The following is a 20,061-nucleotide window of genomic DNA, read 5'->3' as shown; positions in this document are numbered from 1 at the left end:
TCAAAAAGCCTTCCGAACAAAAATGTAAGATTCGGAGGGCTTTTTGTTCGTTCCTTCGATGGTTTGCGCTGCCGCTGCGGGTTATGATGTTATCAAACATAGACGTGGGGGATTTTTAAGATGGAGATTGTAGTAGAAGCGAAAGGCGTACATAAAGTGTTTGGAACGAAAACGAATTTGGTTCCTGTGCTGGAAGGTGTGGATGTCACGGTCCATGAAGGGGAGTTTGTTGGGATCATGGGGCCATCCGGTGCGGGGAAAACGACTTTGTTAAATATACTCGCGACGATCGATCAGCCGACTTCAGGGAGCATCAGAATTGACGGAACGGAGATTACTGGGATGCGTGACGAACCGTTATCCGAATTCCGTAGATCGAATTTAGGGTTCATCTTTCAAGACTATAATTTGCTCGATTCTTTAACGATTCGGGAGAATATCATGCTGCCGCTGGCGTTTGCCAATCAATCCTACGTGACAACCGATCAGAAGGTAAACGAGATTGCGGAAAAGCTCGGCATTGCGCCAATTCTGGAACGCTATCCGTATGAAACGTCTGGCGGGCAAAAGCAGAGGACAGCGGCGGCCAGAGCGATTATTCATAACCCCAAACTGGTTCTGGCGGATGAACCGACAGGCGCTTTGGACTCGAAAGCATCGATGGATTTGCTGACTGCCTTCCAATTAATGAATCGAGAGTACCGCACGACGATTCTCATGGTGACGCATGATGCGTTTGCCGCGAGTTTCTGTGACCGTGTCATTTTCATGAAAGATGGAAGGCTGTTTACGGAACTGGTGAAGGGAGACAAGGACCGGAAGTGGTTTTTTGATCAGCTTGTCACGACGCTGTCATCTCTGGGAGGCGGCCGTTATGACGTTATATGATGTCGTTTTAAAAAACTTGAAGCACAATATTGGGAAATATGCCATCTACATTGCGTCCCTAGTATTCAGTGTCCTCATCTATTTCACGTTTGTTTCGTTGCAGTACAATGAACAGATTTCAGAAGCGTTCGGGCGTGATGACAAAATGGGGCCGCTTTTAGCCGTCGTTTCTGTTTTGCTTGCCGTTTTCATGATCGTTTTCGTATGGTATTCGAATGCGTTTTTCATTACCAATCGGAAACAAGAAATCGGGTTGTATTCGTTAGTAGGCGGAACGAAGAAAGAAATCGGCCGGATGCTGTTTTATGAAAATATGTGTCTTTGCCTCTTGGCGCTTGGCATCGGAATTGGGCTGGGGCAACTATTTTCAACCTTTTTCAGCATGATTCTTTTAAAGGTAATGGGGATCTCTCTCGTCGTTCATTTTTCAATCAACCTTGGGGCAATTGTGCAAACGGCGATCGTATTCGGCGTCATCATGTTGATCGCATCTCTTCACGGATATTTACTCGTGTACCGCTTTCGTTTAATTGAGTTGTTTCAAGCAAAACATCGCATGCAGCAACAGTGGAAACCGTCCTATTTGCTCGCGGTGCTGGCTGTAGGTTTGGTCGGTGCAGCCTATTGGAGCCTTTTACATGCCTATGACTCGGAAAGCTGGAGTGAACATTTCGGCCGAAACATGACACTCTCCCTTATCGTGCTTGTCGCAGGAACGTATTTATTGTTCCATACGGGCAGTAGCTTTTTCGTGGAATTATGGCAAAGAAGAAAGAAAGCCTATTACCGATGGAAGAATTTATTGACGCTAACACAGTTGAAAAGCCGCCTGAAGAGCAATGGTTTTTTGCTTACGGTCATTTCCGTGCTCAATGGCATGACGTTAGTTGCTTTCGGATTTGCCTATACGATGTATTTTAATACGATGCAAACACTGGGCGACCATGTTCCTTATAGTTATCAGATGGATGTGCAGTCAGTTGAAATGAATAATGAAATTACAAAGGTATTGCATGAAAATAAGGACCATCCTGTTCTCTTTGACGAGACTTTTGATTATTTAATGGTTCCTGGCTTTGCAGAGGGGCTGGATACCATTCCGGGCGGCTATTTTTATTACGGCGAAACGTTTGCGCTGCTGCCGGTCTCCACATATAACTTGCTTGCGAAACGGCTTGGCAGGAATGAAATGAACCCGCTGGATGCGGGGGAGACGGTCATGCTCGGCCGGAATTTCATTGGCTCTCAGCATGAGGAAGAAAATGTGGGACGGACAGTGGTGTTGACGAGTGAGGAAGGGGAGTTTTCATTCCAAGTTACCGGGAACCGGATTGAATCACTTTTTTCGTATGATGTGCAGCCGTCCGTGTTAATTGTAGACAACGGAATGTATGAACGTTTGAAAAAGGGGAATGCCGTCATGATGACCCGGGTCGTTACAGTAGATAAACAGCTGGAGGCGGCCGAGCTCACAGAAGCTTTGCGGGCGGTAATTGAGAGCGGAGAGGTGGATTACCAAGGGGCGCATAGAGGGTTCTATAGTTTCACGGACAGCTATCGAACTGCGCAATCCATTTACGGCCTTCTTGTGTTTGTCTTTGGCTTTATGGGACTCGTCTTTCTGATCGCAACGGGGAGCGTCATATATTTTAAAACATTGACGGAGGCTGCGGAGGATCGGAGACGGTACGAGATTCTGCGAAAGATCGGATTGAGCAGAAGGAAAGTGAAGCAAGTGATTGCCCGGCAGACATCGCTGTTATTCCTCCTTCCGCTGCTTGTCGGGATTGCCCATAGCTGCGTCATTCTCGGGTCACTGTCAAAGGTGATGGACATTCAGTTTGTCTACCCGGTGTCGATTTGTATCGCAGTCTATACTTGTCTTTATTGGGTTTATTACAAAATGACGGTCGCCACTGCGAATAAACTGGTCAATCCATAAACGGGAAGGGGTTCGCCTCTTCCCGTTTTACAATACTGTGGAATAGTAGTCGGAGTTTTTACGGAAATGGACGGTACATGTCGTGAGTCTGCCTTTTTGGGAATCAACGGTCAGCTCATGTCCGAGCTTGTCGGCAATTTTTTTTGCGATGTAAAGGCCAATGCCGGTGGATTTACTGTGAGTGCGGCCGTTCGTTCCGGTGAAGCCGAGCTGGAAAACACGGCCCAAGTCATGCTGTGGAATGCCGATGCCGTCATCTGTGATGTGCAATCGGATTTCCTCGCTATCCTCCTCTGAACGGATGACAACGGTCCCTTCACTGCTTGTATATTTTAACGCGTTGGAAATCAATTCGGTCAGAATATGATGTAACCATTTTGGATCCGTATTTACCAAAAGTGGTTGCACTTGCAGCTCGATTTTTATTTTCCGGCGAATAAATTCCTTCGCATGCTGCTTCACTAACGAGCGGACAATCTGATCCAGTTCCATTTTGGTTATAACATAATCCTGCGCAAAGTGATCAGTTCGCGAGAAGTAGAGCGCCTGCTCGACACTCCGTTCGATACGGGCTATTTCTTCCTGAAGGCTTTGGGTTTCTGGCTGAGTTTTTGATTGGTCAAGGATCAGCTTGCTGATGGCAATCGGTGTTTTGATGTCATGGAACCAAGTCGTCATGAATTCCAATGATTCTTTTTTATCTTGGCGGGTCGCGGTCAGCTGCTGCTGGTGTTCATTGTAGATGGATTGAAAAAAATCCAAGTACAACTGTTGTTCGTACGTCTTCGCATTTCCAACGCCCTCCCGGATGAACATCCCATTGCTCCATCGGGAAGTGAGCGATTTGTATTGTTTATGGATGATGTAATAATCAAATGCCAGATAGGCCATAAGAAAACACACCGAAACGAAGTGAAGATATAGTAAGTTTGTAAAATGAATCGACATTGTCGGTTCGACATACAGCATGATGGTTACGAACAACATGATCAAGAGGTACAAGGCAATGAGCCGTTTTTGATAACGTATGTATGAAAAGAACGAGGTTTTCATATCAGCATATATCCCTGCCCTTTTTTCGTTTGGATATAGTCATCGAGGCCATGTTCACTCAGCTTGCGCCGCAGCCGGTTGATATTGACGGTCAGCGTATTGTCGTCAATGAAATTTTCATCCTCCCACAAAGCAGCCATTAATTCATCCCGCAGGACAATTTCATTTTTATGCTCCAGCAGAATACAGAGAATACGAAATTCATTTTTCGTCAGCTCGATTTCCCCGGAAGGACAGGTGACCGCCGCTTTCTTGACATGCAGCGTCATATCGCGGTGGGACAGAATGTCAGTTTCGGCCTGATGATACGTATAAGTACGCCGAAGGAGCGCATGGATTTTAGTGAGAAGCATCTCCATGGAGAACGGTTTTTGAATAAAATCATCCCCGCCCATATTAAGCGCCATCATCATATCCATCGTTTCAGTACGTGATGATAGAAACACAATGGGGACGTTCGAGTGGCGGCGAATCCGTTCACACCAGTAGAACCCATTCATATAAGGGAGATTAATATCCAGGAGAACGAGGTGTGGCTGGACTTGCAGGAAAAAGTCCTCCACCTTCTGAAAATCTTCTGTTGTATATACATCATATCCCCAACCTTTTAATTCCTGGGCGACGATGTTAGCGATCTTTGTTTCATCTTCCACGATGAGTATCGTGAACATATTCACTCCTCCTAAAGCTCCTAGACGGCATTGGTAACCCGATTGTATCATAAGCCGTTGGGGGAAAAGGTGGTATGACAAAAATGTAAGTTAGGTGTTTTTAGAAGATTCATATATGTGATGGAATATTAGTTGTGAAAATTTGAGGAGCTGAATGGAGCTCGTTAGTGACTACTGGGGACAAAAATATAAAGTATCTAATAGATGAAAATGATATAACAACGATGATAGTTTTTTTAGATATCGTTTGTATAACAGATTTTGAAGCTTAAACTAAACAGGTGCTTTGTTAGAAGATAGGTGAGCTGCAGAGTAGGCTATTTTTACTTGTTAAAAAACACAAGATGGGAACAATAAGGAGTAAAAGTAGAGCTGAGGTGCATCTTGATGGTTAAACCATACTTGATTTTATTAGGATGTTTAGGTTTTGTATTTACCTTTACGCAAATTGTTACTTCCGAAGCACATTCTGAAGCTGAAGGGATGTACGTCACAACAGAGGACATTATTGCAGATATTGTTTTCCCGATTATTGATAAAAGAGTAATACAGGAGTACGGGGGAGATCCGCTTCTTGGCTGGGACTGGAAAAGGATTGTAGGTGTAACTTACAATGACAACCATACTTACGATGTTACAGTAAGGATTCAAATACCTTCCGAAAATCAACGTAATTCGAAAGAAGATTTAGTCATTATGAGGATTTCTCCGTCCTGTAATAGTGGCAAGATTAATCAGTTGAAATGTAACCACGATTTCAAAATTGAAGTAGTAGATTATAAACATTTGTCCCCATAAGAATTTGCACCTTATTGAGCATCGGGTGCTTAGTTCAATAAGGTAGTGAAATATTTAATGGTGATTGTTGAATTTTAGTTATGTGATGATCAGTTTGAGTTAGACGGTGATCGTACAGATTTTGCCGTACAGAAGAGGCTTCCCTTTGATAGTGAGACCGATCGCTTGGACCGGATGAGCTTCGCGTGAGAACTACATGACATTGCCTGCTCGATGGCGCGCTGAATGCCTTTGACCAATCAAGAAATTGATTAAGTCGAGTTGATTCTTTTACAAATATTTTACGAGCGGTTCGGAGGCAAATACGAGTGGTTCGGGAAGAGATACGAGCTGTCACAGGATTATACGAGCGGTTGAGGAGAGATACGAGCTGTTCCAGAATTATACGAGTGGTTGGAAACGAGATACGAGCTGTTCTAGAAATATACGAGCTGTTCGGTTTACAGCTGGTGATAGGGGACATGGGAAGTTAGACCGTATGAACGTGCAGCGAGAATTAACTCGTCCTGACCTGCTCCATGGCGCGCTGAATGCCTTTGGCCAATTAAGATTTTGATTGAGTCGGATTTATTCTTCTCCAAGTATTTTACGAGCGGTTCGGAGGAAAATACGAGTGGTTCGAGAAGAGATACGAGCTGTCACAGGATTATTCGAGCGGTTGAGGAGAGATACGAGCTGTTCCAGGATTATACGAGTGGTTGGAAACGAGATACGAGCTGTTCTAGAAATATACGAGCGGTTCGGTTTCCAGGGGACTGAAGAATGGATGTTAGAGGAAAATTCTTCAAGATGATTCGCAGAATAGCTGTTGAATTGTAGTCATGCGATAGCTAGAAGCGATTTAAACGGTAATAAAATTCGCATACCCGTAGTTCCCTCCCGAGCCCGCTTTCCATAATACATACGAACAGTCAAAAATTCATTCATTTCCGTTATACTAATCCTATATGAAGGGGGACGGCGGGATGGATATGAAGATCTTTATTGTGGAGGATGATCGGGCGATTTTTGATTCGCTACAGGAGCGGCTGGGGCAGTGGTCGTTTGAGGTGGCGGGCCCGGAGGATTTCCATGATGTGATGGGGGCGTTTCTTCGGGAGAAGCCGCAGCTGGTCATTTTGGATATTCAGCTTCCGGCGTTTGATGGGTTTCATTGGTGCCGGGAGATTCGGACGGTGTCGAAGGTGCCGATTTTGTTTTTGTCTTCGCGAGATCATCCGCTTGATATGGTAATGGCTATGCAGATGGGGGCGGACGACTATATTCAAAAGCCGTTCCATTTGGACGTGCTCTTAGCAAAAGTGCAGGCGATTTTGCGGCGGACGTATGCGTATGGGGAGGAAGCGACCGATGTGTTGGAATGGAATGGGGCCGTCCTTGATTTGAAGCGAGGGATGATTCGCCGGGACGGCGTCGAAGTGGAGTTGACGAAAAATGAGTTTTTCATTTTGACTGTGTTGGTGGAAATGAAAGACCAGATTGTCTCTCGTGATGACCTCATTCGAAAGCTTTGGGATGATTCCCATTTTGTGAACGACAATACATTGACGGTTAACGTCACGAGGCTGCGTCAGAAACTTACGGAACTCGGTTTGGGTGATGCGATTGTCACGAAGAAGGGTCTCGGTTATATGGCGGTAACTGTATGAAGGAGCAGACGATGTTTATTCACTTTATCGCGGACCGGAAAAGCTGGCTGCTCTTCTTTTTAGCGGCGCTCGGTGTCGTGGATGTGTTGATTTGGATTGACAAAGGGGTAACACTCTCCCTCAATTCCTTACTGTATCTGAATGGTTTACTCGTCATGGGTTTCGCACTGTTTTTCGTTTGGCGCTTTTTCGCGGAAACCGCCTATCTACGTTCATTGCAACAGTTGCAGCAGGCAATGGAAGGGGATTGGCAGGAGTTATTGCCAAAGGCGAACTATACAAGTGATCAGATGATAAATGATGTTTTGCGGCAGGCCGCGGAAAGTTATTCGAGGAATTTGGCGGAAGTGAAAGCGGCGAGTTTGATTGAGGCGGATTACACGGCAGCCTGGGTGCATGAAGTGAAAGCGCCTCTGACAGCAATGAAGTTGACGATTGATGCCAATCGGGAGAATCCCGCCATCCGGAAAATTGAGTCCGAATGGCTGCGGCTCCATCTCATGCTCGAGCAGCAGCTGTATATTTCCCGGTTGCCCACGATGGAAGCGGATTATGTCATTGAGGAAGTAGATGCGGCAAGTCTCGTTGTAGAAGAAGTGCGTGAACTGGCCTCGTGGTGCCTGGAAAAGAACATCGGCGTCGATTTGATTGGCGAGGAATTAAATGTTAGAACAGACCGGAAATGGTGCCGCTTCATTATCCGGCAGCTGATGACGAATGCGGTGAAATATAGTCAGGCCGGCAGCACGATTCGTGTCGAAACATCCAAAGACAATCGGGGGCATGTTGTGCTGTCTGTCATGGATGAAGGACAGGGCATACCAGCGCATGAAATGCCCCGCATTTTCGACAAGGGCTTCACAGGCGGGACCGGCAGGTTGCACAATGCAGCGACGGGGCTTGGCTTGTACTTGGCAAAAACGGTTGCGGAGAAGATGGGGATTGCCATTGCAGTTGACTCTTCAGTAGGAAAAGGTACAGCCATGCGGCTGCAATTTCCGACAGAAAATGAGTTTGACCAAGTGAAGCGGAGTTGAAAATGAACCGGTGCCTGGAGAACCTGACAGGTATATGACAACAATGTCACATTGGAAGACCGCTTTGTCATGAAAATCAAACGAACCCCGTTTCGAAGCGCGGTACGATAAGGACAACGAATAACAGGGAGGCTATACTACATGGAACAAAATACAGTATTACATGCCCAAAATGTCCGGAAATCGTTCGGTACGCGCGGAAATGTGCAAGAAGTGCTGCGGGGTATCGACTTGCGTGTGCTGAAGGGTGAATTTGTCGGTATCATGGGTCCATCCGGTGCAGGGAAAACAACATTATTGAATGTGCTTGCCACAATAGACCGAACGACAGAGGGTTCTATTCTGATTGGCAATGCCGATATTTCCAGAATGAAGGATCGTGAGCTGTCCGCTTTTCGGCGTGATAAACTCGGGTTCATTTTCCAAGATTATAATTTGCTCGATACATTGACAGTGAAGGAGAACATTCTTCTTCCCGTGTCACTCGGCAAAATGCATAAGCGTGTAGCAGAGGATCATTTCAAATCAATCGCAGACATTTTAGGAATCAAGGAGCTGGCGAATAAATATCCTCATGAAATATCGGGTGGGCAGAAGCAGCGGACGTCTGCAGCGCGTGCGCTCATTAACAAACCATCGCTCGTATTTGCTGACGAGCCGACAGGAGCGCTCGATTCCAAGTCTGCTTCTTCTTTGCTCGGCACCTTGGAGGATGTCAATAAACAACGTGGCGTCACGATCATGATGGTTACGCATGACCCAGTCGCTTCAAGCTATTGCAGCCGCGTCGTATTTTTAAAGGATGGGAAGATTTATTCCGAATTGTACCGGGGCGACAAAACGAGGCAGGCCTTCTTTCAGGAAATCTTGAAAGTTCAGGGCGTTCTCGGGGGTGACAGCGTTGACACTCTTTGATCTCGTCATTCGCAGCATGCGGAAAAACATTAAACACTATTATTTGTACTTTTTTGCTCTCATTTTTAGCGTCGTCCTGTATTTTGTTTTTGCTACGTTGCAGCATGATCCAGCTGTTGTCCAACAGTCGGGCGGAACGATGGGGACTGCGTTCAAGGTGGCAGGAATTCTGCTGCTATTCATTGCGGGTACTTTCGTTGTCTATGCGAATGCGATCTTTTTAAAAAGAAGGAGCCGTGAAATTGGTCTATACCAACTGATCGGACTTACGAAGGGCGCGGTAGCAAGGCTCTTAATTTTGGAAAATACGTTGCTGAGTGCCGGGGCAATGGCAATTGGAATCGGTGCAGGGATGATTGTGTCACGCCTGTTTTTATTGCTGCTCATGAAGTTGGTCGGATTTGATGGTTTTATTGAATTGACGTTTTCGAAGACGGCGGTTCTCCAGACGATTATTGTTTTCATTGCCATCATCCTACTCACGTCTCTTCAAATGTTAGTTGCGGTACGTCGCACGACATTGCTTGGCCTATTTAATGCGGAAAAGCAAGGGGAACATCCGAAAAAGCCGAAAGCTGTCCGTTCTGCGTTTCTTGCGCTTTTGGGCATCGGGCTTATTGCATTTGGCTATTGGCTTTCCGGCCGGATGATGAATGTTTTTCTGTTCATTAACATGCTCGTTGTATTAGCTACAACCATAACGGGAACATACCTGTTATTCAGAGTGACAATTAGCTGGTTGTTTTATCAATTGCGTAAACGCAAGCAAGGCCATCTTGGCTTGAATGGGAGCTTGTCCATTGCTACGCTTATGCATCGGATGAAAGGGAATGCCAATTCACTCACGATTATTACCGTGTTGTCAGCGATGACTCTTGCCATGCTGGCGGGATCCTACTCTCTCTATTATTCAACCGAAAGAGAGACACGTTCCATCTATCCACATGATTTCATGTTTGGCGGGTATGGAGATGCGCAAGAGGAGAAGGAAACAAAGCAATTTACTGAGGAGCTTGATCGGCAAGGAATCTCCTATTTGTATACACCGATTGAAGTAATGAATTTGGACGGACAGTTTTTTGAAGAAGCGACAATGACCAAATGGTTACCTCAGATGTTTTCAGTAAACCTAGTGAACGAAAAACAATTACAGCAAGCAGGCATCGACATCGAAATTCCGGACGGACGCACAGCCTATTTCTACGACGCATCTGTTTATTGGCTGATGAAAACAACGGAAGTCCCTTTTTCTGTGAAATTAACGAATCCGGAAAAAGAGCTAGATGTTTCCATAACAAAGGTGAAAGAAGGCAATATACTTAATCCGCCTTTTGCAGGAACACAGCTCGTAGTCGATGACGAATTTTATCAAGAAATTAAAGAGCAGTTTATTAATGAAGAAGAGGCACATCGGATGGGCACGTTTTTTTCGGTTATGATTTCGGATAAAGATCAGCAGGCTGAAGCTTCTGAGATTTATCAAGATTTTACGAAAGAGAATGACCGCTTAAACTTCCATTACTATGGTCAATATGTATCGACGATGCAATACACGGGGCTACTTATCTTCATTGCAGGCTTCCTCGGTCTCGTCTTCCTCATTTCCACAGGCAGTATTCTGTATTTCAAGCAAATGACGGAGGCCGATCAGGAGAAGAGAAGTTATGCGACATTGCGCCAATTGGGCTTTACAGTGCAGGATATTATGCGCGGTATTGTCCGTAAACAAGTGTTTGTATTTGGAGTGCCGTTAGTGATTGGCTTGTTGCATTCTATCTTCGCTATAAAAGCAGCATCCTTTTTATTCATGTCAGACATTACCGTGCCTGCATCAATCGCGATGGCTATCTATGTGTTGATCTATCTTATTTTTGCCTTGTTGACGGTAGGGTATTATCGAAAAACAGTAAAAGCTGCTTTGTAAATCAAGACGACGCTCCTTACTTTAGGAGAAATCAATCTAATGGAATAGTTCTACTTCGGAAATCCTTATTATTGTCATAATAAACACATTGAAATCCCCTAATGACGATGATACACTACTTCAAGTCGGTAGTTTTTTCGAGCCGAAGATATATAGTTGCCTCGCGCGTTAAAGGCGCGGGCAGTAAGTTTCCTTCTTTAAGGAACCGTCCGATTCCATGTTCGGGCGGTTTTTTCTTTTGTCCGGTATTTAGATGGCTAGATTGAGGGTATGGACAGTAGAGTACATATTTAGTACATAGAGAAGGAGTGTATGGCATGAAAGCATTGGAGTGGCTGGTTGGACCGGCAAATGATTTTATATGGACATACATATTGATCGGCCTGTTGCTTTTAATTGGTTTGTATTTTACGGTGCGCACCCGATTCGTTCAAGTGCGTTTGTTTGGTGAGATGTTTCGTTTGATTTTTGAAAAGAAGGGGAGCGACCATGGGGTCTCGGCGTTTCAGGCGTTTACAATAAGCGCGGCTTCACGCGTTGGGACAGGGAACGTGACGGGGGTGGCACTCGCGATTGGAATCGGCGGCCCCGGGGCTGTGTTTTGGATGTGGGTAATTGCTTTGATTGGCATGGCGACTGCGTTTGTTGAGAGTACGCTCGCTCAAGTGTACAAAGTCCGGGACGGCAGTACGTTTCGCGGCGGTCCGGCCTATTATATGGAGAAGGCGCTGGGATTGCGAAATCTTGGTATTGTGTTTGCAATTCTTTTGACGCTTTGTTTCGGTTTCATTTTTAACGCAGTACAATCCAACACGATCAGCCAGTCGTTCCATGATGTGTTCAGTTTGCCGTATTGGTCGGTTGGACTCGTTCTAGTTGTACTGACAGCGATCATCATTTTTGGCGGAGTTCATCGGATTGTGAAAGTGACGCAAGCCATCGTGCCAATTATGGCGACATTTTACCTGCTCATTGCACTCCTTGTTTTGATCATGAATATAACGGAAATTCCGGGTATGATCGCCCTGATTTTTGAGCATGCGTTTGGCATAAAAGAGATGGCTGGTGCGGGCATCGGGGCTGCGATGATGCAAGGGATCCGCCGTGGTTTATTCTCTAATGAAGCAGGCATGGGGAGCGTTCCGAATGCGGCTGCGACTGCGAACGTCTCGCATCCCGCTAAACAGGGTCTCGTTCAAAGTTTAGGTGTATTTTTCGACACAATTATTATCTGTTCGGCAACGGCCTTCATTATTATATTGGCAGGATTGTACGACACAGGTGAAGAGAGCGGCATCATTTTAACGCAATCGTCGATGGCGGTTCATGTCGGTTCATGGGCTCCGTACTTTGTTGCAGTCGCAATCATGTTCTTCGCATTCAGTTCGATTGTCGGGAATTATTATTATGGTGAAACTAATATTGAATTCATTAAAGCGCATAAAACGTGGATGGTCCTGTATCGAATTGCCGTTCTCGGCTTTGTCATGTTCGGCGCTTTGGCAAAAGTGGATATTGTCTGGAGCATGGCCGATCTGTTCATGGGCTTGATGGCGATCCTGAACTTGCTCGTCATTTTATTGCTTGGCAAGGTAGCCTTTAAAGTGCTGGAGGACTTTACGAGACAGCGGAAACTAGGGAAGGACCCGGTTTTCAAGCGAAGCAACATTCCAGATTTGAAGGGCGCGGAATGTTGGGATGAAACGAAATAATATTTTGAAAAAGTGATAGGAGAGTTTTACAAGCTCCTATCACTTTTTCTATTCTCATACTAAGTCGTATAAAAAATGTAAGTATTGACCGGTCATTTAAGAAGAACTATAATTACAGGAAAAATAATCCGACAATTATTTTTTAGAGGGATGTGAGAAGTATGGTCACTTCTACGTTGGAGCAACTATGCATCCTCTACACTGATTTGACTTATGAGGATATCAGTAGGTTAGAGGAAGTCGCGTCCACGTTGCAATTATATGCTGATATGTCGGACTCCTATATGTTTATCGACTGCAAGATCAAGGACAATGATCATGCGATTGTCGTGGCAGAAGCTTTTCCCCGCAATGCAAACAAAATCTATGAAAACTCCGTCGTCGGAAAAATTGTTTTCGAATCTTTTGAGCCCGGCGTTTTTTATAGCTATAAGAATGGAAAAAAGTCGATAATCCGCCAAGCCATCACACAAGAGGGGAAATCGGTCGATCAGACGGTCGTCCCTATCAAAAATAATTTCCATCAAGTTATCGGTGTACTGATTCAGGAGAAGGAAGTCCTTTCAAAAATGATGTACGATGATGGATACGCCGAAGCGGATTTGTCCATCGTACCGGCACGCAATGGGGAGTTTCTCGCTTCGGCTGTTGGTGGCCCGCCTGTCGTTTCCGATTTACTGATGGAAATGCTCATTCTGACTGATGACAAAGATCAACTCATTTACACAAATCCCGTCGCCTTGAATTTCATATCAGAAATGAGCCGGACAGAGGAAGTGGGCAATGCCAAAATTACAGAGCTGCTCCCGTTTTTGACGCCGGTTTATGACAATAAAGAAGATGTCTTCGTATTTGATTTGACAATCGATCGGAAGAGTTTGGTCGTGAAGAAAATCAAGCTGAAGAAAAAGGACAGAGGTGAGACGCTGCTCATCATCCAGGACTTGACCGAGCTCAGGATGAAAGAGAAGGAACTCATGATGAAATCGGTTGTCATCCAGGAAATCCATCATCGGGTGAAAAATAATTTGCAGACAATCGCGAGCCTGCTGCGGCTTCAAATGAGAGGCTTGCCTGAGGACAGTCAAGCATCATTTGAGGATACACTGAATCGGATTTACAGCATTTCATCTGTCTATGAAATAATTTTAGCTAAAGAACATGCCGATGATGACGATGTAAATATTATCGAATTAACGAGAAAAATCTGTTCCGCCATGGTACTGAATGATGTGAGCTCGAAAGTGGACTTGATTATTCAGCCGAATGGCAATAAAATAATTACATCCTCCAGGAAAGCGGTTTCACTTGCAATCATCGTCAATGAGCTCGTACAAAACTCGTTGAAGCATGCATTTGACAAGGAGGGTGAAGGGGAAATCCGGATATGGTTCACTTCGGATCGAGACTTTCTCGAGCTCCATATTTCCGACAACGGAGTTGGAATGAAAGAGCCGAAACCGTCGCTTGGAACGGAAATTGTCCATAACCTTGTGACCAATGATTTGAATGGGGAATTTCTGTACGTTCCGCAAGAGGAAGGTACGCATGCCGTCGTGACATTTCCAGTGAGTCCGGAGGTGGAGATTTTCTATGAAAAAGAGGATATTAATAGCCGAAGATGAGTCGATCATCCGGATGGATCTCAAGTTAACATTAGAGGACCACGGGTATGAAGTGGTCGGTGAAGCGGGAGATGGCGATCGGGCGGTGGAGCTGGCGTTTCTCCATAAGCCGGACCTTGTCTTAATGGACATCAAGATGCCGAAAATCGACGGGCTGAAGGCGAGCCGGATCATCGGGACTCAATTGGATCTTCCGATACTGCTCATTACCGCATACAGCCAGAAGGAATTTGTCGAGAAGGCCCAGCAGGACAATATTGTCGGGTATTTAGTGAAACCGATTTCAGAAGCAAATCTGATACCGGCGATTGAAGTGGCGCTCCATCAATCCGAGAAAGCGAAACGGCTGAAAGCGAGCATTCAGGACGTGAAACGTGAAGTGGAAAAGCGCAAAACGATTGAGCGGGCCAAAGGGTTATTGATGGAAAAGGAAAATCTATCTGAGCCACAAGCATTCAAGAAAATGCGGGATGCCAGCATGTCCCGGCAACAGACAATGGAGTCGATTGCCAAGGAAGTCCTTGAGTTATACAAGTGAATAATTGAAGCAATGGCGCTTAAAGAAGACCTTTCTTTAGGCGTCTTTTTGTTTTGTTATATACCAAAATTTGGTTAAGGTGGTGGTTTGGAATTAGGCAATCTATCTCTTTATTTGGCAGTGACATTCATGTAATTTGATAAAAGGGGGAATTTATAGTGGAAATGATCGGTACAGTAATCGTCTGGATTATCATGACGTGTGCGGTGCTTGGTGCATTCGCGGCGATCAAAAATCCAGAGGATGGATTAGGAAAGGAATTCATGTCCGGTTTGCACGCGGTAGGTCATATTTTCGTACCCGCTGCTGGTATCATGGCATCCATTCCATATTTGACTTGGTTTATTAGTAAATTTATCGGCCCGGTGTTTGACGCCATTGGTGCGGACCCGGCGATTGCAGCAACAACGATTCTTGCATCGGATATGGGCGGATATCAACTTGCCGATGCACTGAAAACATCGTATGAAGGTTGGATCATGGCGCTTGTCGTCGGATTCATGTCCGGAGCGACCATTGTATTCTCCATTCCGATGGGACTTGCCATGCTCGATAAGCGGGACCACAAGTACATGGCACTTGGCGTCATGTCAGGGGTTTTGACGATTCCAATCGGTGCATTCATTGCATCTGTACTTATTGTGCTTTTCAATACGGACGTGCGTGATGTCATCAGCACGACAGCAACATCCAATTATGAATTTGTCATTAGTTACTTACAGATCTTTATTAACCTTTTACCGTTGCTTGTCTTTGTAGTGGCAATCGCACTTGGATTAAAATTCTTCCCGCGTGCTATGATTTCCGGATTCATGGTATTTGGCCGCGTGATGGACGCTGCGATTAAACTCGTCCTTGTCTTTTCAATTGTCGAAATTTTCACAGGCGTATTCTCAACAGTTTTTGGCGCTTGGGGCTTCGACCCGATCATGGCAGACGAAAAGGATCAGTTCCGTGCATTGGAAACTGCTGGTTATATCGGTATCATGCTTGCAGGTGCATTCCCAATGGTTTATTTGCTGCGTAAATATGCTGCGAAGCCGCTTGAAGCGGGCGGACGCAAGCTTGGCTTGTCCTCGACGGGAAGCGCCGGTATTTTGGCGACAATGGCGAATATCTTGGCGATGTTCTCACTTGTCCGTTATATGAGACCGAAAGACAAAGTCATCAATATCGCATTCGCGGTTTGTGCTGCTTTCTTGCTAGGTGATCATTTATCATTTACGGCCAATTTCCAGCCGACAATCATTTTGCCGGTTATCTTAGGTAAATTAACAGCGGGTGTCTGTGCAATTGCCATCGCCTACAAACTTTCTGTTCCGACTGCATTGAAGCTTGAGGAAAAAGACCGTGCCGATGGTGTCATCCGTCCGGGTGAATACTTGGAGGACGGCGAAGTTGAACAGCCGGTTGAGAAGAAAGAAGAAGAAGCTGTACTGACAAACGCGTAAATACAATAAACTGAGAAGGAAGTGCTTAGATTGAGCGAAGAAAAGAAACGATTCATACAGGAATTTGTCCCAGGGAAACAGCTTACGCTTAGCCATCTAATCGCTAATCCTGATCCGGATATGTTTCAGAAACTTGGCATCCAAGAAGCCGGAGCGCTAGGGATTATGACGTGCACGCCAAGTGAAACAGTCATTATCGCAGGTGATTTGGCGACGAAGGCAGCCAATGTGAAGCTAGGATTCTTGGATCGGTTTACAGGAAGTCTTGTCATCGTAGGAAGTGTCTCGGAAGTTGAGATGGCGATGATGGAAATTAACCGATTCCTGTCCGAGAAGCTTGGTTATACACCGGCGTCCATTACGAAATCGTAAGGAGTGAACGGACATGCAAAACAAAGCGATGCTGATCGGTGCCATTGGTGCCGGCAAATCGACGCTGACGAATGCGCTGCTAGGCAAGCAGGTTCCAGCTGTGAAAACACAGACGCTCATTTATTATGATTGGATCGTTGATACGCCTGGTGAATACACGGAAAACCCGTTGTTCTACAAAAATATTATGGCAACGGCTTTGGAAGTGTCTCATGTGTTTTATCTCCAAGATGCGACGAACGGCAAGACGATCTTTCCGCCGGGGTTTAGCATGGGAGTTCCAAAGATTGGGGTCGGAGTCATTACGAAATGCGATCATCCGGAAGCTGATGTGGAAAGAGCATTTCGCATGATGAAAGATATCATCTCGGAGGGCCCTGTCATTATCACGTCATCCGTCACAGGAGACGGCATAACGCATTTGAAAGAGCTGGTGAAGTGCACGGACATGCGCTCGATGAAAGAGTATGTCCAGAAGACAGAGGATGACCATGTCAGGTTCATCGGTACACTTTACACTGCCTAACAAGTTTGATATATTGGAGATAATACAAGTTCATGAAATCGGCAATGACGCCTTTACAACCCGCGGAGAAATCCCCGGGTCTGTAGAGGCGTTTTTTATTTCATTTTCCGAAATGGGGTGCAGGCGTGAACCAGTTCAATAAAAGGCATGAAACGATCATCAGTGCTGGCATTGATATTGGCACGAGCACAACAAAATTGATCATCAGCCGGTTTTCCTTAATGAATGTAGCAGGTACAACCCATGTACCGCGAATCGAAATCGTAGATAAAGAGATTTTATATAAAAGTCCGGTCTTCCGAACGCCGCTCCTGGATGCGTCGACGATTGACACGCAAGGCGTGGAACGGATCATCCGCTCGCAATATGCAGAGGCGGGTGTGACGCCATCTCAAATCGAGACCGGTGCCGTCATCATTACAGGAGAAACGGCGACAAAGCGCAATGCGAGTGAAATGCTCCATCATCTGTCGCATGAAGCTGGTGATTTCCTCGTTGCGACGGCAGGGCCGGATTTGGAAGGCATTATTGCCGCGAAAGGCTCTGGAGCGTATGACTATTCTGCGAAGAGCGGGAAAGTGATCGCGAACATCGACATCGGCGGGGGAACGGCCAATATAGCCGTTTACAAGGACAAGAAGCTGTTAGGGACTTGTACGATGCATATCGGCGGTCGTCTCATCGAGTTCCAGAATGGCATCGTCCGTTCCATTTCGCCGCCGATCGAACGGCTCCTGGCCGAACAAGGTTGGCGATTGCAGGTTGGCGATCGAGCCGACAGCCCTGCTGTCCAGCAAGTGACAGACTTCATGGCCAGTTCGCTTGCACGGATCCTAAGCAAGAATGTCGCTTCAGACGATCACGTCCTGCTGCTCGGTCATACGCCTTCTTGGCTGGATGACGTGGAAGCGGTCGTTTTCTCCGGAGGCGTGTCCGAGTGTATGTATCAGCACGAGCTCGGACAGGTACAGGTCGCGGCATACGATGATATCGGCAACCAGTTGGCAGCAACATTGAGGCAAAATGGCCGACTGCAGTCGTTCGAATGGCTGGAGCCTGTTGAAACCGTAAGAGCGACCGTGCTAGGTGCAGGCACACAGACAACGGAAATCAGCGGAGCAACCATTCAGGTGGCACCGCATGAGCTTCCTTTGAAAAACATCCCGATTTACCAGCATGATTTCATGTTTGATTTGCAACAAGGGCTGGATCTTTTCGACTCAGCCATTTCCGAGGCGATCGCATTATACGACTCGACCCGGGAAGGGCAAAACTTCGCATTATATATTTCGAATCTTCCCTACATGGGATTTCGGGACATCCAATCATTGTCCCAGGCGATTATCCGTCTGATGGAAAAACGACCTGATCCGTCGCAACCGATCATTTTGATCATCCAATCGGATCATGCCAAGGTGATCGGCCAGACGCTGGTCGCCATGAATGTACAACAGAGTGTCATTTGTGTGGATCAAATCAACGTGGAGACCGGCGATTACATTGATATCGGCAAGGCGCTCGATTCGGGTGTCGTACCGGTTGTCGTGAAAACGTTAACATTCCACACATCGTAAAGGAGGCGCTGCAATTGAATTTATCAACGGTATTAGGCGGCGAACGGTATGTATTCGCCGATCTGAAAGAAGTATTGGCTAAAGCGAATGAGGAAAAATCAGGAGACCGGCTAGCCGGCATCGCAGCGGAAACGGTTCAAGAACGAATCGCGGCAAAAGCGGTTGTCAGCGAATTGCTGGTAAGCGATATCCGAAATAACCCACTTATCCCGATTGAAACGGACGAAGTGTCCCGGATCATCGAGGGCGACATCAATGAAAGAGTATATAACGAAATTAAAAACTGGAGCATTGCGGAGCTGCGCGAGTACATCTTGAGCAATGACGTAGGCGACCGGGAATTAAAGCGGCTTAGCCGGGGTTTAACTTCTGAAGTCATTGCGGCAGTGACGAAGCTCATGTCCAATCTGGATCTTGTCCATGCGGCGAATAAAATTGAGATTCTGTCCACTTGTAATATTACGATCGGTCAAAAGGGAACGCTTTCCTCCCGTTTGCAGCCGAATCATCCGACAGACAACATTGATGGCATTATCGCTTCGTTGAAGGAAGGGCTTTCGTATGGTATCGGAGATGCGGTCATAGGGATAAACCCGGTCGATGACTCCGTGGAAAGCGTGAAACGCATATTGCATGCGACAAAGGATTTTATTAACGATTGGGAGATTCCTACCCAAAACTGTGTTCTTGCCCACGTGACGACACAGATGAAAGCAATCCAGCAAGGGGCTCCTGCCGATATGATCTTCCAAAGTATCGCGGGAACGGAAAAAGCGCATCGCTCGTTCGGTATTTCCGCCGAATTGATTGCAGAAGCAAGAGATCTTGCTTTGAAACAAGGAACAGGTACTGGACCGCAAGTTATGTACTTTGAAACAGGCCAAGGGTCGGAGCTTTCCGCAGAAGCGCATTACGGCATTGACCAGTTGACGCTGGAATCCAGAAACTATGGTTTCGCAAGACATTATGATCCGTACATCGTCAACACAGTCGTCGGATTCATCGGACCGGAGTATTTGTATAACAGCAAACAAGTTATCCGGGCAGGGCTGGAAGACCATTTCATGGGCAAAATGCACGGCATCCCGATGGGCGTTGATATTTGCTACACGAACCATATTAAGGCAGACCAAAACGATATTGAGGACTTGAGCGTGCTCTTGTCGGCTGCGGGTGTAAACTTCATTATCGCGGCGCCGATGGGTGACGATGTCATGCTGAATTACCAATCGATGAGCTACCACGATGTAGCGACACTTCTTCAAACTCTCGGCAAGACACCGGCACCTGAGTATTTGAAATGGCTTGAGAAGATGGGCATCTATGAGAATGGCAAGCTAAGTGCACGCGCTGGCGATGCTACATTGTTTAACCGATAGGAGGTGG

The 20,061-nt window shown here is 46.1% G+C and carries 19 protein-coding genes; 17 read left to right on the top strand and 2 right to left on the bottom strand.

Annotated elements, in window-relative coordinates:
* Positions 1-120 precede the first annotated feature (120 nt).
* Positions 121-888, top strand: coding sequence for an ABC transporter ATP-binding protein (locus tag L7D49_RS04570; protein WP_238079633.1), 768 nt, complete (start codon positions 121-123; stop codon positions 886-888).
* Positions 875-2,830, top strand: a complete 1,956-nt coding sequence (locus tag L7D49_RS04565; RefSeq protein ID WP_238079632.1) for an ABC transporter permease — start codon at positions 875-877, stop codon at positions 2,828-2,830. The genes L7D49_RS04570 and L7D49_RS04565 overlap by 14 nt, the downstream gene beginning before the upstream one ends.
* 27 nt (positions 2,831-2,857) lie before the next feature.
* Here L7D49_RS04565 and L7D49_RS04560 read toward each other — a convergent pair whose 3' ends face one another.
* Positions 2,858-3,883, bottom strand: coding sequence for a sensor histidine kinase (locus L7D49_RS04560; protein ID WP_238079631.1), 1,026 nt, complete (start codon positions 3,881-3,883; stop codon positions 2,858-2,860).
* A complete protein-coding gene (locus tag L7D49_RS04555) occupies positions 3,880-4,554 on the bottom strand; it encodes a response regulator transcription factor (protein WP_238079630.1) in 675 nt (224 codons plus the stop codon). Before L7D49_RS04555 ends, L7D49_RS04560 begins: the two co-directional genes overlap by 4 nt.
* A 387-nt stretch (positions 4,555-4,941) precedes the next feature.
* Here L7D49_RS04555 and L7D49_RS04550 point away from each other — a divergent pair, with 387 nt between their 5' ends.
* From L7D49_RS04550 to L7D49_RS04480, 15 genes are all read left to right on the top strand, one after another.
* A complete protein-coding gene (locus L7D49_RS04550) occupies positions 4,942-5,352 on the top strand; it encodes a hypothetical protein (protein ID WP_238079629.1) in 411 nt (136 codons plus the stop codon).
* 308 nt (positions 5,353-5,660) lie between these two features.
* On the top strand, positions 5,661-5,825 hold the full coding sequence (locus L7D49_RS04545; protein ID WP_238079628.1) for a hypothetical protein: 165 nt from the start codon (positions 5,661-5,663) through the stop codon (positions 5,823-5,825).
* Between the two features lie 140 nt (positions 5,826-5,965).
* On the top strand, positions 5,966-6,145 hold the full coding sequence (locus L7D49_RS04540) for a hypothetical protein (RefSeq protein ID WP_238079627.1): 180 nt from the start codon (positions 5,966-5,968) through the stop codon (positions 6,143-6,145).
* A gap of 178 nt (positions 6,146-6,323) precedes the next feature.
* Positions 6,324-7,001: a response regulator transcription factor gene (locus L7D49_RS04535; RefSeq protein WP_238079681.1), complete on the top strand. Its 678-nt coding sequence runs from the start codon at positions 6,324-6,326 to the stop codon at positions 6,999-7,001.
* Positions 6,998-8,038 carry a sensor histidine kinase gene (locus L7D49_RS04530; protein WP_238079626.1) on the top strand — a complete coding sequence of 347 codons (1,041 nt, stop codon included), beginning with the start codon at positions 6,998-7,000 and terminating at the stop codon, positions 8,036-8,038. The genes L7D49_RS04535 and L7D49_RS04530 overlap by 4 nt, the downstream gene beginning before the upstream one ends.
* Positions 8,039-8,179: 141 nt before the next feature.
* Complete coding sequence (locus L7D49_RS04525; protein WP_238079625.1) at positions 8,180-8,953, top strand: ABC transporter ATP-binding protein; 774 nt, start codon at positions 8,180-8,182, stop codon at positions 8,951-8,953.
* Positions 8,931-10,877 (top strand): ABC transporter permease, encoded by a 1,947-nt coding sequence (locus L7D49_RS04520; protein ID WP_238079624.1) that lies wholly within the window; start codon positions 8,931-8,933, stop codon positions 10,875-10,877. The genes L7D49_RS04525 and L7D49_RS04520 overlap by 23 nt, the downstream gene beginning before the upstream one ends.
* A gap of 317 nt (positions 10,878-11,194) precedes the next feature.
* Complete coding sequence (locus L7D49_RS04515; RefSeq protein WP_238079623.1) at positions 11,195-12,589, top strand: alanine/glycine:cation symporter family protein; 1,395 nt, start codon at positions 11,195-11,197, stop codon at positions 12,587-12,589.
* A gap of 161 nt (positions 12,590-12,750) precedes the next feature.
* On the top strand, positions 12,751-14,214 hold the full coding sequence (locus L7D49_RS04510; RefSeq protein WP_238079622.1) for a sensor histidine kinase: 1,464 nt from the start codon (positions 12,751-12,753) through the stop codon (positions 14,212-14,214).
* The gene (locus L7D49_RS04505; protein ID WP_238079621.1) at positions 14,183-14,752 is read left to right on the top strand and encodes an ANTAR domain-containing response regulator; all 570 of its coding nucleotides are present in this window, start codon (positions 14,183-14,185) and stop codon (positions 14,750-14,752) included. The genes L7D49_RS04510 and L7D49_RS04505 overlap by 32 nt, the downstream gene beginning before the upstream one ends.
* 158 nt (positions 14,753-14,910) lie before the next feature.
* Positions 14,911-16,203 carry an ethanolamine utilization protein EutH gene (eutH, locus tag L7D49_RS04500; RefSeq protein ID WP_238079620.1) on the top strand — a complete coding sequence of 431 codons (1,293 nt, stop codon included), beginning with the start codon at positions 14,911-14,913 and terminating at the stop codon, positions 16,201-16,203.
* A gap of 30 nt (positions 16,204-16,233) precedes the next feature.
* Positions 16,234-16,575, top strand: a complete 342-nt coding sequence (gene eutS / locus L7D49_RS04495) for an ethanolamine utilization microcompartment protein EutS (protein ID WP_238079619.1) — start codon at positions 16,234-16,236, stop codon at positions 16,573-16,575.
* A gap of 13 nt (positions 16,576-16,588) precedes the next feature.
* Positions 16,589-17,101: a EutP/PduV family microcompartment system protein gene (locus tag L7D49_RS04490; RefSeq protein ID WP_238079618.1), complete on the top strand. Its 513-nt coding sequence runs from the start codon at positions 16,589-16,591 to the stop codon at positions 17,099-17,101.
* 125 nt (positions 17,102-17,226) lie between these two features.
* On the top strand, positions 17,227-18,675 hold the full coding sequence (locus tag L7D49_RS04485) for an ethanolamine ammonia-lyase reactivating factor EutA (protein WP_238079617.1): 1,449 nt from the start codon (positions 17,227-17,229) through the stop codon (positions 18,673-18,675).
* Positions 18,676-18,689: 14 nt separating this feature from the next.
* Complete coding sequence (locus tag L7D49_RS04480) at positions 18,690-20,054, top strand: ethanolamine ammonia-lyase subunit EutB (protein ID WP_238079616.1); 1,365 nt, start codon at positions 18,690-18,692, stop codon at positions 20,052-20,054.
* Positions 20,055-20,061 lie beyond the last annotated feature (7 nt).

The sequence above is a fragment of the Sporosarcina cyprini genome, from assembly GCF_022048975.1.
Taxonomy (GTDB): domain Bacteria; phylum Bacillota; class Bacilli; order Bacillales_A; family Planococcaceae; genus Sporosarcina; species Sporosarcina cyprini.
The sequence above is the reverse complement of the archived record's forward strand: the minus strand, read 5'-3'. Positions and strand labels throughout refer to the sequence as shown.